This is a genomic window from Segatella buccae ATCC 33574, from assembly GCF_000184945.1.
Lineage (GTDB): Bacteria > Bacteroidota > Bacteroidia > Bacteroidales > Bacteroidaceae > Prevotella > Prevotella buccae.
In genome coordinates this window covers 2116338-2130915 of sequence record NZ_GL586311.1, presented here as the reverse complement: position 1 = coordinate 2130915, position 14578 = coordinate 2116338, and the positions used below count along the sequence as shown (strand labels likewise).

12 protein-coding genes are annotated in these 14578 nt (G+C 47.9%); 5 read left to right on the top strand and 7 right to left on the bottom strand.

What is annotated here, in order from left to right:
• Window positions 1-29: 29 nt before the first annotated feature.
• The 4 genes from atpD to HMPREF6485_RS08270 form a co-directional block, all read right to left on the bottom strand.
• Window positions 30-1556: a F0F1 ATP synthase subunit beta gene (gene atpD, locus HMPREF6485_RS08285; protein WP_004340797.1), complete on the bottom strand. Its 1527-nt coding sequence runs from the start codon at window positions 1554-1556 to the stop codon at window positions 30-32.
• A 186-nt stretch (window positions 1557-1742) separates the two neighbouring features.
• Window positions 1743-2720, bottom strand: coding sequence for a 6-phosphofructokinase (gene pfkA / locus HMPREF6485_RS08280; RefSeq protein ID WP_004340794.1), 978 nt, complete (start codon window positions 2718-2720; stop codon window positions 1743-1745).
• A 56-nt stretch (window positions 2721-2776) separates the two neighbouring features.
• A complete protein-coding gene (locus tag HMPREF6485_RS08275) occupies window positions 2777-4243 on the bottom strand; it encodes an SLC13 family permease (protein ID WP_004345930.1) in 1467 nt (488 codons plus the stop codon).
• Between the two features lie 159 nt (window positions 4244-4402).
• Window positions 4403-5899 (bottom strand): oligosaccharide flippase family protein, encoded by a 1497-nt coding sequence (locus HMPREF6485_RS08270; RefSeq protein WP_004340785.1) that lies wholly within the window; start codon window positions 5897-5899, stop codon window positions 4403-4405.
• A 75-nt stretch (window positions 5900-5974) separates the two neighbouring features.
• Here HMPREF6485_RS08270 and HMPREF6485_RS08265 point away from each other — a divergent pair, with 75 nt between their 5' ends.
• The 3 genes from HMPREF6485_RS08265 to HMPREF6485_RS08255 are packed head-to-tail and all read left to right on the top strand — an operon-like array spanning window position 5975 to window position 8897.
• The gene (locus HMPREF6485_RS08265; protein WP_004345928.1) at window positions 5975-6865 is read left to right on the top strand and encodes a glycosyltransferase family 2 protein; all 891 of its coding nucleotides are present in this window, start codon (window positions 5975-5977) and stop codon (window positions 6863-6865) included.
• Window positions 6817-7800 (top strand): glycosyltransferase family 2 protein, encoded by a 984-nt coding sequence (locus tag HMPREF6485_RS08260; protein WP_004345926.1) that lies wholly within the window; start codon window positions 6817-6819, stop codon window positions 7798-7800. Before HMPREF6485_RS08265 ends, HMPREF6485_RS08260 begins: the two co-directional genes overlap by 49 nt.
• On the top strand, window positions 7797-8897 hold the full coding sequence (locus HMPREF6485_RS08255; RefSeq protein ID WP_004345925.1) for a glycosyltransferase family protein: 1101 nt from the start codon (window positions 7797-7799) through the stop codon (window positions 8895-8897). The genes HMPREF6485_RS08260 and HMPREF6485_RS08255 overlap by 4 nt, the downstream gene beginning before the upstream one ends.
• A gap of 423 nt (window positions 8898-9320) precedes the next feature.
• Here HMPREF6485_RS08255 and HMPREF6485_RS08250 read toward each other — a convergent pair whose 3' ends face one another.
• Both HMPREF6485_RS08250 and HMPREF6485_RS08245 read right to left on the bottom strand, forming a co-directional pair.
• Window positions 9321-9869: a 30S ribosomal protein S16 gene (locus tag HMPREF6485_RS08250; protein WP_004345923.1), complete on the bottom strand. Its 549-nt coding sequence runs from the start codon at window positions 9867-9869 to the stop codon at window positions 9321-9323.
• Window positions 9870-10030: 161 nt separating this feature from the next.
• Complete coding sequence (locus tag HMPREF6485_RS08245; protein WP_044125969.1) at window positions 10031-10834, bottom strand: MBL fold metallo-hydrolase; 804 nt, start codon at window positions 10832-10834, stop codon at window positions 10031-10033.
• Window positions 10835-10987: 153 nt separating this feature from the next.
• Here HMPREF6485_RS08245 and HMPREF6485_RS13625 point away from each other — a divergent pair, with 153 nt between their 5' ends.
• Window positions 10988-11473 (top strand): hypothetical protein, encoded by a 486-nt coding sequence (locus tag HMPREF6485_RS13625; RefSeq protein WP_004345918.1) that lies wholly within the window; start codon window positions 10988-10990, stop codon window positions 11471-11473.
• Here HMPREF6485_RS13625 and tamL read toward each other — a convergent pair.
• Window positions 11421-13625 carry a translocation and assembly module lipoprotein TamL gene (tamL, locus tag HMPREF6485_RS08240; RefSeq protein WP_456154108.1) on the bottom strand — a complete coding sequence of 735 codons (2205 nt, stop codon included), beginning with the start codon at window positions 13623-13625 and terminating at the stop codon, window positions 11421-11423. The genes HMPREF6485_RS13625 and tamL overlap by 53 nt on opposite strands.
• A gap of 113 nt (window positions 13626-13738) precedes the next feature.
• Between tamL and HMPREF6485_RS08235 the strand changes: the two genes are divergently transcribed.
• Entirely contained in the window at window positions 13739-14551 is an 813-nt protein-coding gene (locus HMPREF6485_RS08235; protein ID WP_211205724.1) for an RNA methyltransferase, read from the top strand.
• Window positions 14552-14578: the final 27 nt, after the last annotated feature.

Here is a 14578-nt window from a genome sequence, read left to right as displayed (position 1 = left end):
TTAGGATTACGACCAAAGGAACTGCAATTTTACGCCTGTACGGCGGCAAGGAGTTTCTTAGCCTTTTCCTTGGCATCTTCAATAGTACCTACATTGAGGAAAGCCTGTTCAGGCAGGTCGTCCACCTCTCCATTAAGGATAGCATTGAATCCTTTAATCGTCTCTTCGATAGGCACCATCACACCGTGCAAACCTGTAAACTGCTCGGCAACGGCAAAAGGCTGAGACAGGAAACGCTGTACCCGACGGGCACGGTTAACTGTCAACTTGTCCTCATCAGAGAGTTCGTCCATACCAAGGATTGCGATAATATCCTGCAACTCATTGTAACGCTGCAACAGTTGCTTCACCCGTTGCGCACATTCGTAATGTTCCTTACCCACAATCAGAGGATCAAGTATTCGGGATGTACTACCCAGAGGATCCACAGCCGGATAGATGCCAAGTTCCGCTATCTTACGAGAAAGTTCCGTGGTGGCATCCAAATGGGTGAAAGTCGTTGCAGGGGCAGGATCGGTCAAGTCATCGGCCGGCACATACACAGCTTGTACGGAAGTGATGGAGCCTTTCTTGGTAGAGGTGATGCGTTCCTGCATGGAACCCATTTCAGAAGCCAATGTAGGTTGATAACCCACAGCAGAGGGCATACGGCCCAAGAGTGCTGACACCTCAGAACCAGCCTGAGTGAAACGGAAGATATTGTCGATAAAGAACATGATATCAGCCGCCTCTCCGTCTTTGCCTCCATGATCACGAAATTCTTCAGCTACGGTAAGTCCCGAAAGCGCAACAGAAGCACGTGCGCCCGGCGGTTCATTCATCTGTCCATAGACAAGTGTAGCCTGACTCTTGGAAAGTTCTTCCGGATCTACAAGTGACAGATCCCACTTTCCTTCATCCATCGCCTTTCTGAACTTCTCACCGTATTTGATTACACCGGACTCAAGCATATCGCGAATGAGATCATTTCCCTCACGCGTGCGCTCTCCTACTCCGGCAAACACAGAATAACCGTTATGTCCCTTTGCGATATTGTTGATCAGCTCCATGATGAGCACGGTCTTGCCCACACCGGCACCGCCAAAGAGTCCAATCTTACCACCTTTCATGTAGGGTTCAAGCAAATCGATCACCTTAATGCCCGTAGCAAGCATCTCCTTATGAGTGGAAAGTTCATCAAACTTCGGAGCTTCCCGGTGAATGGGGTATGCGCCCTCCATGTCCAACTGTTTCATGCCGTCGATAGGTTGGCCGATGACATTCATCATGCGCCCCTTAATCTGTTCGCCAGCCGGCATCCTTATCGGACTCCCCGTAGGTGTGACTTCCAAATCACGCTGCAGGCCGTCTGTATTGTCCATAGCCACGCAGCGCACAGTGTCTTCACCGATATGCTGTTGCACCTCAATGATGAGTTCACGACCGTCGGGGCGCTTTACTTTAAGAGCTTCATAAATCTTTGGGAGCACTTTCTCAGAATCCATGCCCTTGGTATCGAAATAGACGTCAACAACAGGACCGATAATCTGTGAAATGCGTCCGTTAATTTGTGACATAGGCTGTATTTTTAATTATTTGATTTTTGTTTGTCGTTATTGATGCCGCTGCGATTTACCAGTCAACAATTCGTAAACGCAAATTTAAAAAATATTTTCAGAAACTACAAAATAAAATAAAGTTTAGTATGCTAATATATCTTTATTTAACAGCTTTTAAACTTCGCTTCCGGCATAGCTTCCGCATCAGATGCTAAGTTCATCAAGCACCTTGATAAGTTTGCGGTCGAAAGGCTTATCGCTCCTGATGGCTTCCGAAAGCGGCACATAAACGACCTCGTTATTGCGCACGCCCACCATGATGTTGCGTTGTCCTTGGATAATGGCCTCAATGGCCCCTACCCCCGTTCGACTGGCGAGGATACGATCACGGGCCGTCGGACGGCCGCCACGCTGAAGATGGCCGAGGATAGATACTCGCACATCATATTCGGGAAACTCCTTGCGTACACGGTCGGCATAATACAACGCGCCACACTTCGGACTTTCAGACACAATCACGATACAACTCTTCTTCGATTTACGGATGCCACGCTGCATGAACTGTGCCAACTGGTCGACATCCGTGGAGTCTTCCGGTATGATGGCCGCCTCAGCCCCACTGGCTATTGCCGAATTCTGGGCGAGGAAACCGGCATCACGCCCCATCACTTCGACGAAGAAGATGCGCTCATGGCTTTGCGCTGTGTCTCTTATGCGATCCACGCAATCCACGATGGTGTTCATAGTTGTGTCATATCCAATGGTATTATCAGTGCCGTAGAGGTCATTATCTATAGTACCGGGAAGTCCGATGCAGCAGAAATCAAATTCTTGTGCGAAGTTCATTGCTCCGGTGAGCGACCCGTTACCTCCAATGACTATCAGCGCATCAATTTCTTCTTTTACCAAATTGTCGTATGCCTTCTGCTTGCCCTCATCGGTCATAAATTCTTTGGAACGCGCAGTTTTGAGTATCGTGCCGCCGGTCCCTATAATGCCGCTCACATTCTCCGTCGTAAACGGTCTGATGTCATCGGCAATCAGTCCGTCATAGCCACGATAAACAGCTTTGATATTAAAACCATTGTAAATTCCAGCCCGTGTCACAGCACGAATTGCAGCATTCATTCCCGGTGCGTCACCGCCGGAGGTCATTATACCAATCGTCTTAATCTTTCCCATGATCTTATACACCTTAATTCATATTATTATTTCAACAAGTTTTTCTTTTACTCTCATCAGGAAGCTATGGCCTGCCCGCTACCTAACACCTGGAAGCCGGCATTGGAGAGCCATAAAATCAACAAGCCGAGCAGTCCGCCCACAAGGGCTTTCCATCCCACATTGCGAAAATACCAGCCTACGTGCATCCGCTCCATCTTCATCAAAGCTAATCCGCCCATAGATCCTACCGTCAACACATTGCCTCCGGCCATGACACAATAGGCAATCACTTTCCAATACGCCCCGTTCAGAACAAAGTGTTCGGAATAGCCATTCAGAACATCATGCAACACAGGCTCATTCAGTGTGTGCAGCGAAAACATGCTCATGGCCGTTGCAAAGTTGTCAAGCACAGTGCTGATCAACCCTGCGATGACGCCAAGAACCCACACGTTATGGCATTCGGAATCGATCCATACAGCCAATCTGTCGATGGCTCCGGTCTCTTTCACCACGCCCAAGGCCAACATCATTCCCATTACAAAAAGCATCATCTGAATGGAACCATATTGAAGCAGCCGTGGGGCACGACGATAAATCATTTCATCAGAATTGATCAGCTTGCGATTAAAAATCTCATTAACCACCCACAGCACCGCCAACACACACAGGGCCCCGAGAAAGGGACTGAGTTTAGTGATGTTGTGGAAAGTCGGTATAAACCAAAGCCCCCCTATACCCACAAAGAGCATCAGCAGGCGTTGCCACACGTTGAGCCGAGTGTTATCGCCCCGATAGGGCATCGTGATCCATTCCGTATCTATCCGTTCGGGGAGCATACGTCCCAACAACCATGTCGGAAACAGCCACGCCAGCAGGCACGGAACCAAAAGTGACATTGAGAAATTGGTTGCAGTCACGGCTCCCATATTCCACAACACCAGCCCTTCAGGATTGCCTATCACAGTCAATGCGCCGCCACAATTGGCTGCAAGCAATATGGCCGAACCATAAATCATGCGTTGCCGGCGATTGGGAATAATGCGATGCATGATGATAAGCATCATCACGGTCGTGGTGAGATTGTCAAGATTAGCCGAAAAGACAAATGTTACAACAGACAATGTCCAAAGCATCCGGTTACGGTTACGGGTGCGCAACAGTTGGGCGATGAAATCAAAACATCCGTTGTTGCTCAATATTTCCACAATAGTCATCGTCGCCAGTAGAAACAGTACAACCTCTGCCGCCTTTCCCACCCACGGGATGAATACATTTTGTGCAACAAACTGTTTGACGATGGAACTGACAAGCGGAGCCATACCGTTTTCATTCAAAGGTGTCCCTGACACCTTTGAATAAAACTCGTTGTAGGCCTCGGAATAGCGACCGGCTACAAAATCGGCACCATAGCAGATGTAGAGCACCCACCCCACTGCGGCCACAAAGATAGCAACGGCAGCCTTGTTCACGCTCGTCACATTCTCCGTAGCGATGAGAATATAGCCGAGAATCAGTATGGTGACGATGAGCAGTGTCATAAACAAAAACTAAAATCTTTCCGCAAAGTTACTAAATTATATGAAACTTGCAAGTTTTCGTCCGTTTTTTTGCTATGATTTTATAAAGAAATAAAGATTTGCCACAAAAGCGACAACCCTTTTCCCCACTACCTGCCTCGCTTCATGCAACAGCACATCTCACTTGCGGGCGAATCTCTTTTTGAACTTGTTCAACAGACTTTCCCACAAACGTGCCTTGCTTTGAAAAATCTGGATAGAAACGGCCAAACTGACAAAAAACAGAAGAAGCCCGATAACCCAATAGAAAACACCGTCGGTGACCAGTGCTGTGAAATAGGCGGCAAGTCCCAAGGGCATCTGCACCAGCGAGTACACCACCACATTGCGGGAAAGGACATACTGATATTTATAGCGGGCATAGTATACCACCAACGCAAGGTTGAGCAATCCGGTGACGACCAATGCTATACCCGTACCGGCCAATCCCAGCCAATGATAGCCCGCCACCACCAAGACAACCATCACCACATAATAGATGGCGTCGAGCAACAAATGGGCCTTGGCATCGTTTTTAGCCAATGGCAAATATTCTATCGGAAGCGTCACTGCACGGAAATACATGGCAAGAATAGTGATTTTCATCATGCCCATGACCGGAAGAAACTTATCGCTGTAAAGCATGGGCAACAGAATGGGGACACCCACAATGAAAAGGATGAGAAGGGGGGACACCAATAGAAGTGATACCTCTATCTGCCGATTGACAACCAAGTTCAGCTTTTCTCCCGTACCTTCAACTGCAGAGAGCCGGGGATAATAGTCTGTCCCCATGGCCGAAAACACCATGTCGGCATAAGTGATGGTCAACATGTAACCGGCGTTGTAGAGTCCCACAACGGCCAAGTCGCCGGAAGTGTTAAGAAACGAACGTATGAGAAACTCGGCACCACTTGCAAAGATACCGGCAGCGACAAAAGCCACTCCCAACTTAACCATGCCGGAGCCTTCACCCAACCGCTTGAAGTCAAATGGCCGGCAGAGCGGATAACGGCGAACAGAGTAGGCAATGGCCAACAGCATCTGCATCAAGGCAATGATGAGCAATGAGGGGACAATGGCTGCCATACGCCAAAAATAATAGAGGGGAATCGTGAGCAGCAACATGCCCAAAATATTATAAACAGACATTACAGCCAATCCCCGCAACTGTCTGGTAGCCTTTAATATGGCAGTTTCACCTCCGGCAATAGCAGCCATCCCAACAACAGGTGAAAGCAGCATAATGTCGAACGTGTGGGAATCATTTTCAAAAGCCCATCTGCTCAGCAGAGGACTTAAAATGAGACAGAGCAAGATTCCTCCCAAAGCTGTCAGCAGGCTCCAAGTTCTGACCAACTTCACCGTGTGCCTGACACGCAGTGTGTCACCGGTCTCGTAGGCTTCAGAAAGTTCTCTGACTGCACTCATGGAAAGTCCGAGGTTGGAGGCCTCGGAAACAAGGTGGGTGGTTGACACAAAAAGCGAAATAAGCCCCATGCCCTCAGGACCGAGAAGCAGTGCAACCAACTTGTTGCGCACCACTCCTATCAGAATATGCAGGGTTTGCACTCCTCCAAAAACTCCCGTATATTTAAGGATGTGTGAATAACTGTCTTTCTTTTCCGCTTTTTCCATTATAAAAACAACGTACAAACCTATATTTTATTGCCTTCCCATCGACTTGTCAGAAAAAAACGCTATCTTTGCCTTATGAAGCTGTCTGTCGTGATACCGGTATTTCGAGTAGAGAACACCTTGCGCCGCTGTGTGGAGAGTGTGCTCACGCAATCATATACCGACTTGCAAGTGATACTCGTAGACGACGGTTCGCCTGACAGCTGTCCGATTTTGTGTGACCGGCTTGCCGCGTCAGACGCCCGTATTCAAGTCGTCCACCAAGAGAATAGAGGACTAAGTGATGCGCGAAACAGTGGCATACAAATAGCTGACGGAGAGTATATTACCTTTATCGACAGTGATGATTATCTGTCTCCGGACACGTATAAGCTGCTTATGGATACCTTGCTCCGCAACCCGGTCATCGACATGATAGAATATCCCGTTGTGGAGCACGAAGGGAAAGGGACAGAAACAAAACTGTTGACTTTCACCCCCGAGGTTTTCACCGACATGCACCGCTATTGGCTGGAGGCGAAAGCCTACACACACACATACGCTTGGAACAAGATTTACCGCCGAAGACTCTTTTCGACCGTTCGCTATCCACAAGGCCGGGTGTTTGAAGACGTGTTCACCCTCCCACTCATTCTGGCCCGATGCCGAACGGTGGCCGTCACCGACCAAGGACTTTATCACTACACGGACAACCCGATGGGAATCACCTCGCAAGCCAAAGGCAACGAACTCAGAGACTTGTTGGAGGCTCATCTACCTATTATAAATAAGGTGTGCAATGCCGATTATTATGCGCATGTGCTCAATATCCAAATGGATGTCTACGAACTCACGGGAGATCCTCCCCTGTTTCCCCTCATGCCTTATCGAGAAACCTTCAAACTAAAACTACTTCACTACTTAGGAATACACCGCTTATGCCAACTCAACAAGTTCATTCACAAGATATACAGACACCGCTCGTAAGCTTCATTGTCACCACATTCAATCTTCCTACGGCCTATCTCAAAGAATGTCTGGAAAGTATCACGGCGCTCTCACTCGCCAAGAGCGAACGGGAAATCATCGTGGTGGACGATGGATCAGACATCTCTCCCATCAACGAACTGCTCGAACTGCGGGAGCACATCGTGTATATCAGACAGGAGAACCAAGGAGTGTCGGAGGCCCGTAACACAGGCATTAGGGCGGCACAGGGAAAATTCATCCAGTTTGTCGACGGAGACGACTATCTTTTCCAAGCTCCCTATGAGCATTGTCTTGACCTTGTGCGCTATCACGAACCTGATGTCGTGATGCTTGAACTGTCGACCAACCGAAACAGCAAGGCGACATTTGACTATTCCGGACCTATGGACGGAGCCACCTTCATGCGTCATCACAATATCAATGGAGCCATTTGGGGCTACATCTTCAAGCGAGAGCTTCTCATCGACCTGCGTTTCACATCACGTGTGGCTTATGGGGAAGACGAGGAATTCACACCACAACTGTTGCTACGCGCCGAACGGTTGTTCACGACTGATGCCAAAGCCTATTTCTATCGCCAACATGCGGCATCGGCTCTGCACAAAACCGGTAACAGAAGCAAGCTGACCCGACTGCACGACAACCTGCAAGTGATTGAACATCTCCGCTATCTGGCCGACCGTATGCCGCACGGCGACCGCGAAGCACTGACCCGGCGAGTGGCCCAACTGACCATGGACTATATTTACAATGTCATCACTCTGACCAAGAGCAGGAAATATTTGGAAAAGAGTATCGGCGAATTGTCGGACAAGGGCCTGTTCCCATTGCCGGAGCAGAGCTACACGGGAAAATACACCTTGTTCAGAAAACTGACCCAGACACCCCTCCGACGGATACTATTGTTCACCCTCCTCAGCCGAACAAGATGAAAATTCTGCTCATAGGCGAATACAGTAACGTGCATTGGACGCTGGCCCGGGGGCTGCGTATGCTCGGCCACGAAGTGACAGTGCTTTCAAACGGTGACTTTTGGAAGGATTATCCGCGAGACATCAACCTTGTACGGGTGCCCTCGAAGTGGGGAGGCATCAAATATCTTGCCAGACTCTTGTCGCTACTGCCCCGACTGCGGGGCTACGATGTGGTACAACTCATCAATCCGATGTTTCTGGAACTGAAAGCAGAACGAATCTTTCCCATCTATAAATACCTTCGAAAACACAACAAGAAGATATTTCTAGGGGCTTTCGGTATGGACTATTATTGGGTGAAGACCTGCTGCGAGGAGATGCCGTTGCGTTATAGCGACTTCAACATCGGCAACAGGCTGCGTGCCAATACCGATGCCCTGAAAGAGCGGAAAGATTGGCTCGGGACGGCCAAACAGCGGCTCAACGAAATGATTGCCCACGACTGTGACGGCATCATAGCCGGTCTGTATGAATATTGGGTGTGCTATCAGCCTCTGTTTCCCGACAAAACCGTCTTCATTCCCTACCCTATCGATGTCTCGCGACAACAGACAGCCCCAATATCCGAGTATTCCGGAAAAGTGAAAGGGTTTATCGGCATCAGCAAACGGCGCAGCGAATATAAAGGTACCGACATCATGCTAAAGGCTGCCCAAGATGTGCAGCGGAAATATCCCGACATACTTGAGCTCACCGTGGCTGAAGGCATCCCGTTCAACGACTACGTGAAACTGATGAACGGCAGCGACTTCATCCTTGACCAGCTATACAGTTACACCCCTTCCATGAATCCTCTGGAAGCCATGTCAAAAGGTATAATATGCATTGGTGGCGGAGAACCGGAAAACTATGAGATGCTACACGAAGACACCTTGCGGCCGATTATCAATGTGGATCCGACTTATGAAAGTGTCTACCATGAAGTAGAGGCCTTGGTGCTCCATCCCGAGCGCATTCGGGAACTCAAACAACAAAGTATGGAGTATGTGCGCAAACATCATGATTACATCAAGGTGGCGCGCCAATACGAGGCTTTCTATTTGTCCAAACCTTAAAGGCCCCATATAGTAAGAAGTAAATCGAACCCAAGAAAAGCCCTTACAAAGGCTGAGACTTCAAAAGTATAGTACCGACATTTCAGTCCACCGAAATACTAAAAATTACAGCTTTCATTCGTCAAATAGCCCAAACGATAAAGCAAAAGGGCCACACGCAGCGTGTCATTTGGGCCTTTTCGCAAGGTTGGAAAGCCTCCTTTAAGGGGATGGAAGTTACTTAGGGAATGGTTGGAGACGTAGGCATGAAAAAAGGGAAGCACATGCGCACTCCCCTTGCTGTTGCAAAGATACGACACGAAATGTCCAAAAGCAAATCTATAGAGAATTATATTGACACAATGGCACATAAAAAGCCGGAAACCATGGTCGTAATCTCGACTGTTGGTTTCCGGCTTCTTATGTGTCGTAAATTTCTGAAGACTATGCTTCGGCAGGAGCAGCAGCCTCTTCGGCGGGTGCTTCAGCAGGAGCCTCTGTTGCAGCCTCGGCCTCAGCCTTAGCAGCAGCTTCGGCAGCCTTCTTGTCGGCCACCTTCTTGGCGATGGCTTCATTTACTTTCTTTTCAGCTTCGAGCTCTTTGGCGGCAGCCTCTTTCTTGGCCTTTACACCAGCCTCTCGAACAGCATTGTTGGCACTGTCCTTACCTTGCTTCCAAGCATCAAACTTGGTCTGGGCGGCAGCCTCATCGAATGCGCCTTTCTTGACACCACCACGGAGGTGCTTCATCAAATAAACGCCTTCACCCTTGAGGATGTTGCGAACGGTGTCTGTGGGCTGTGCGCCTACTTCCACCCAATAAAGAGCACGATCGAAATTCAAATCTACGGTAGCAGGATTGGTGTTGGGATTGTAAGTACCAATCTTCTCAGTAAATTTACCATCACGTGGTGCACGAGCGTCAGCGATAACAATGCGGTAGAAGGCATAGCCCTTACGGCCGCCACGCTGCAATCTGATTTTTGTTGCCATTTTCTTAAATAACTTTTTTAATTAGGTTTGAATTTTATGCCATTAACTCGTAACAGCGGCTGCAAAATTACGCTTTTTATTTGATTTACGCAAGTTTTTACCTACAAACCGACTCCGTTTATACTTTTTTACGGCTTTGCAAGGTTTCACGCATGTCATTCTTACTTCAAATCGTAAATGCCGCTCGGTGTTGTACGCTTCAATACATCCACATCAAATTCCTCTCCAATGACAATGCCGTGATCGCGCAACACTTGGTCTACCGTTTTGCGGGCCAGCTCGGGATGATTATTGTCGGCACTCAAGTGGCAGAGCCACACGTGGCGGAGATTGGGGGTGGCATGTTCGGCCAAGGCCATGGCACACTCCGCATTGCTCAAATGCCCTATCGGTCCGGCTATACGCTGCTTGAGGTATTGAGGATAACGACCTTGTGCCAACATCTCTTTGTCGTGGTTGGCCTCGATCACGAGATAGTTGCTCTCTTCGATGACCTGAAGCATCTCATCGGTCAGATGTCCGACATCGGTCATCAAACTGAACACAACACCTTCACACTCTATCTTATAGCCCACATTGTCGGCACTATCGTGGGGAACACCGAAAGGCGTCACATGAAATTCGCCCAATGTAAAAGAAGTGGCCTTTTCTATAACATGTACAAAAGCGGGGTTGATTTTTTGCCGTACACAATAGTTGCGTTCGATGCCCTCATGCACTTTGCGGGTGGTGAAGACTGGCAACCGAAAGTCACGACAGACGCTCCCCACCGACTTGACATGGTCGGCATGGTCATGGGTAATCAATATGTGATGCACGCTATCTAAGCGTTTTCCATAATCATGGAAATGTTTTTTAAGGGTCCGAAGCCCTACTCCTACATCTATTAAAAGGGCATCCGTGTCGGTAAAGAGATAATAGCAGTTGCCGCTACTCCCACTCCCGAAGGATATAAATCTTAGCATGTCAAGTTCGTATTTTATGCGAAAGCAATGCAAACGGAGAAAATTAAGTTACTTCCAAGCCTCCGAGTGCAGCTTACTTTATGCAAAAGTAACAAAAAAGATTAGCCTGCCAAACTTTTTTATTACCTTTGTGGCAAATTTAAAGATTTTAATATGAATTTTCGTTTGATCAAAAGCCTGGCCTCCGGATGGCTGATGATGGTGACAATCATAGCACTATCCTCGTGCCGGCATGTAGCATTCGGTGCAGAGTCGGACATTGAAGCAACTGTCGATTCCTTTGCCTGCGACTACTTCAACTGGCATTTTGAAGAGGCTGCCCGGCATTGCACGCCCGAGTCGGAACGCTGGTTACGCTATGCTGCATCGAATGTGCATCAGGCAGACATAGACCTTTTGACCCATCAGGAAGAAAGTGCGCAACATGAAATTTTAGAAATCAACATGGATGAAAATGACACAACGGCAACGGCCCACCTGACAGTGAGAAACTATCTGCACATGGACACCATCGGAACGAAAGGGCATTTCGTGAATCAAGCCGACTTTGTGCTGAATCTGGTACGGAGAAACGGCAGGTGGCTGGTTAGAATGGGAGGCCTACCGCGAAGTGGAAAGAGAAATCGCGACCGAAGTTAGGATGGAATATCGCATAATGCTCTTGCTGACTTTGATAGGCAGGGGTGATGGCACGCATACCCATATCCAACCGTAAGACGAAATAGTCGAAATTAAGCCGGAATCCCAAACCGTAGGCTACAGCAATTTGCTGATAGAACTTATTGAACTTGAATTGCCCACCCGGCTGCTCTGCATAGTTGCGCAGTGTCCAAACATTGCCGGCATCAACAAACAAAGCACCATGGAGTTTCCAGAAAAGGAAGGTGCGCAGCTCGGCATTCAAATCCAATTTCATGTCTCCGGTCTGGTTGATAAAGTCAATACGACCGTCACTCCCCTTGAATTTTCCCGGTCCTAATTCTCGTACACTCCATCCGCGCACAGAGTTGGCACCGCCGGAGAAATAACGCTTTTCAAAAGGCAATATCTTGCTGTTGCCATAAGGATAGGCGATGCCTATATCTCCATGCAAGGCAAGCATATTGTTCTCATCAAACTTTATCAAACGGGTATAATCGAAATCAAATTTGACATACTGCGCGTATGCTATATTAAATAAGGTGTATTGTCCCTCATCATTGCGCTTGAAACGGCCCATACGAGCCACCACATTAAGCAGGTTGCCTGAAGTCTCCACATTGGCCCGGAAAGCATTGGTGCCGTTATTGTAAGTCAAGCCGAAGCCTGTCTTGAGAATAAAGAGATCTTCGTAGTTGTAACGGAGAATGGCATTGCGGTTGCTCACACTATCAAGATAGTCATGCTTGAACGTAGGGGATATCCAAGGCATGTAAACATAATTAAGATCGAGCAGGTCGAGACGCCAATTGAGGTGATGATGAGGCTCACTCCAACGATAACGCCAACCTGCAGAAAAGACTCGGCGATGAAACTCCGGGCGGTTCTGGAGATCCCAACTCAATGACACCTCGGACGTGGCTGTCTGACGACGCGTGAAACTCCGCGAGAGGAAGGGAGCCAAGAAGCGTGGAAAGGTCAGTTTACCTTCAACGGAATACTCCTGATAATTCTGGTCTTGATAACCGTCAAGACCCGTTATCGCTTCAAAAGCGGCGCGAAAACTTACACTGAAAAGTTCACTCCCCCTGAACAGGTTGCGATTGGTGTAGGTCAGCGTGGCTGCAGCTCCAAGGTCGCCTGCTGTGTTGGTGCCTTCCGGTTGGAAAGAAATGGTGGATGGTTTGTTGGCGCTTAATTGGATATTACAATCAAGTAATGTTGTGTCGGGAACCTCAAGAAAACGGATATTGGTGAACTTCACAGCCTGCAGACGGCTGAAATTGTTATAGGTGCGCTGCAGGGCTGAAGCATTATAAGGCTTACCCTCTTCGATGGCTGTCGTATTGTCAAGGACTTTCCGTCTAATGTGCAAACGGGAAGAATCGTTGCTGAGAAAGTGGACATTCCTCACGATATAGCGTGGATGCAGCGTCTCTTCGGAATTAGCCGAAGCCCGGTATTTCAACAGATGGAGTGTCACTCCAATATTTTTGCTTCCTCGAATGGAATCGGCAGTGTATTGGATAAAGTCTTTGTGGAAACGATAGTATCCGCTGTCATTCAGTAGAGCGGTTATCCGTTTACGTTCAGCATCGAGCCTGCCGACCGTAAACGGCATACCGGGTTTAAGCCCCCTGCCATCAGGCTTCTCCATCTTCAGCATTTTACGAATGACACTGTCCTGAATGTCATACTTCACGCTGCCTATATAAAATGGTGTGCCTGGGCTAAGCGTATAGATAGCTTTCAATTTTTTGCCCTTAATTCTGGTTTCCAACTTCACCCCTGCGTGCATGTAACCAATGTTTTGCATGGCAGTCTTGAGGTCTTCGCAGGACAAACGAGCCTGCACAGTGTCGAAAATGACAGGCTGTTCACCAATATGCTGCAAAGTCCTGTTAATCCATTTGGTTGTGTCTGTGCCCGAGAGAGCGTATGTTCCCAACGGAATCTTGAAAACCGAAAACCACTTTGAATTGGCCTTCTGGCGGATATAGGGTTCCAATGAGGCCACATCAAATCCCTTTGTGTCGGACTTGATTTCCACTTTGTCAAGCATATATTGACGCTCGGGTATAAATTTCGTGGCCGAACAGGCAACAAACAGCCAGACAAAGAGTATGACATAAAAGAGTTTAAACGACTTCAATTCTTTCTGTTTTAAGGGCAAAGGTAATAAATTTCCGTTAAATGCAAGGCTGTCGGTCTTAAATATATATTGTTTTTAGTCGGTAACAGAGATTTTTGAAGTATCTTTGTAGCATGATTAGTAAGGCTAAGATAAAATATATCCATTCGCTGGAACTGAAGAAAAACCGTAAGGCTGAAGGAAAGTTCGTTGCTGAAGGTCCGAAAATTGTGGGCGAACTTCTAGCTGTCGGGCAAGCCTCTTTGCTGGCTGCTACCCGAGAGTGGTTTGAGAAAAACAGCCCCATTTCTTCCTCGACAGAAAAATATGAGGTCACAGAGGAGGAGCTCAGAAAGATAAGTTTCTTACAACATCCCCAAATGGTTATCGGTGTATTTGATATTCCTAATAAGCATTCCACCCCCCCAAGCATAACGCAAGAGGCGTATACAGCTTCTGCCGCATGGGACTCATCGCTCATTTTAGCACTTGACGGGGTGCAAGATCCGGGAAATTTAGGGACTATCATCCGCATTGCCGATTGGTTTGGTATCACAGATATTGTGTGTAGTGAAGATACTGCCGATGCTTATAATCCCAAAACGGTACAAGCCACAATGGGCAGTATAGCGCGCACAAAGATTGTCTACACCGACTTGTCTGCGTATTTAGAAAGCCTTCCGAATGAGACTCCTGTCTACGGGACTATGCTGGACGGGACAGATATCTACGAGCAATCGCTGACGCACCACGGAGTAATCATTATGGGCAACGAGGGGAAAGGCATCTCCAAAGAAATAACACGGCATATAAACCATCGTCTTTTCATTCCCGGATACCCAAAAGACCGCCCTTCAGCTGAAAGTCTCAACGTGGCCATTGCCACTGCGATAACCTGCGCAGAGTTTAGACGAAGATCATTATTGGAAGATACAAGAAAAGAGTAAAGGCACAAGCGTTAAACATTTGATGAT

What these genes read in the sequence shown, in the direction of transcription:
- HMPREF6485_RS08260 (WP_004345926.1), top strand. Translation starts at nt 6,817, where the DNA reads ATGCCAACTCAACAAGTTCATTCACAAGATATACAGACACCGCTCGTA.
- HMPREF6485_RS08265 (WP_004345928.1), top strand. Translation starts at nt 5,975, where the DNA reads ATGAAGCTGTCTGTCGTGATACCGGTATTTCGAGTAGAGAACACCTTG.
- atpD (WP_004340797.1), bottom strand. Translation starts at nt 1,556, where the DNA reads ATGTCACAAATTAACGGACGCATTTCACAGATTATCGGTCCTGTTGTT.
- HMPREF6485_RS13625 (WP_004345918.1), top strand. Translation starts at nt 10,988, where the DNA reads ATGAATTTTCGTTTGATCAAAAGCCTGGCCTCCGGATGGCTGATGATG.
- HMPREF6485_RS08270 (WP_004340785.1), bottom strand. Translation starts at nt 5,899, where the DNA reads ATGGAAAAAGCGGAAAAGAAAGACAGTTATTCACACATCCTTAAATAT.
- HMPREF6485_RS08250 (WP_004345923.1), bottom strand. Translation starts at nt 9,869, where the DNA reads ATGGCAACAAAAATCAGATTGCAGCGTGGCGGCCGTAAGGGCTATGCC.
- HMPREF6485_RS08275 (WP_004345930.1), bottom strand. Translation starts at nt 4,243, where the DNA reads ATGACACTGCTCATCGTCACCATACTGATTCTCGGCTATATTCTCATC.
- HMPREF6485_RS08235 (WP_211205724.1), top strand. Translation starts at nt 13,739, where the DNA reads ATGATTAGTAAGGCTAAGATAAAATATATCCATTCGCTGGAACTGAAG.
- pfkA (WP_004340794.1), bottom strand. Translation starts at nt 2,720, where the DNA reads ATGGGAAAGATTAAGACGATTGGTATAATGACCTCCGGCGGTGACGCA.
- HMPREF6485_RS08255 (WP_004345925.1), top strand. Translation starts at nt 7,797, where the DNA reads ATGAAAATTCTGCTCATAGGCGAATACAGTAACGTGCATTGGACGCTG.
- HMPREF6485_RS08245 (WP_044125969.1), bottom strand. Translation starts at nt 10,834, where the DNA reads ATGCTAAGATTTATATCCTTCGGGAGTGGGAGTAGCGGCAACTGCTAT.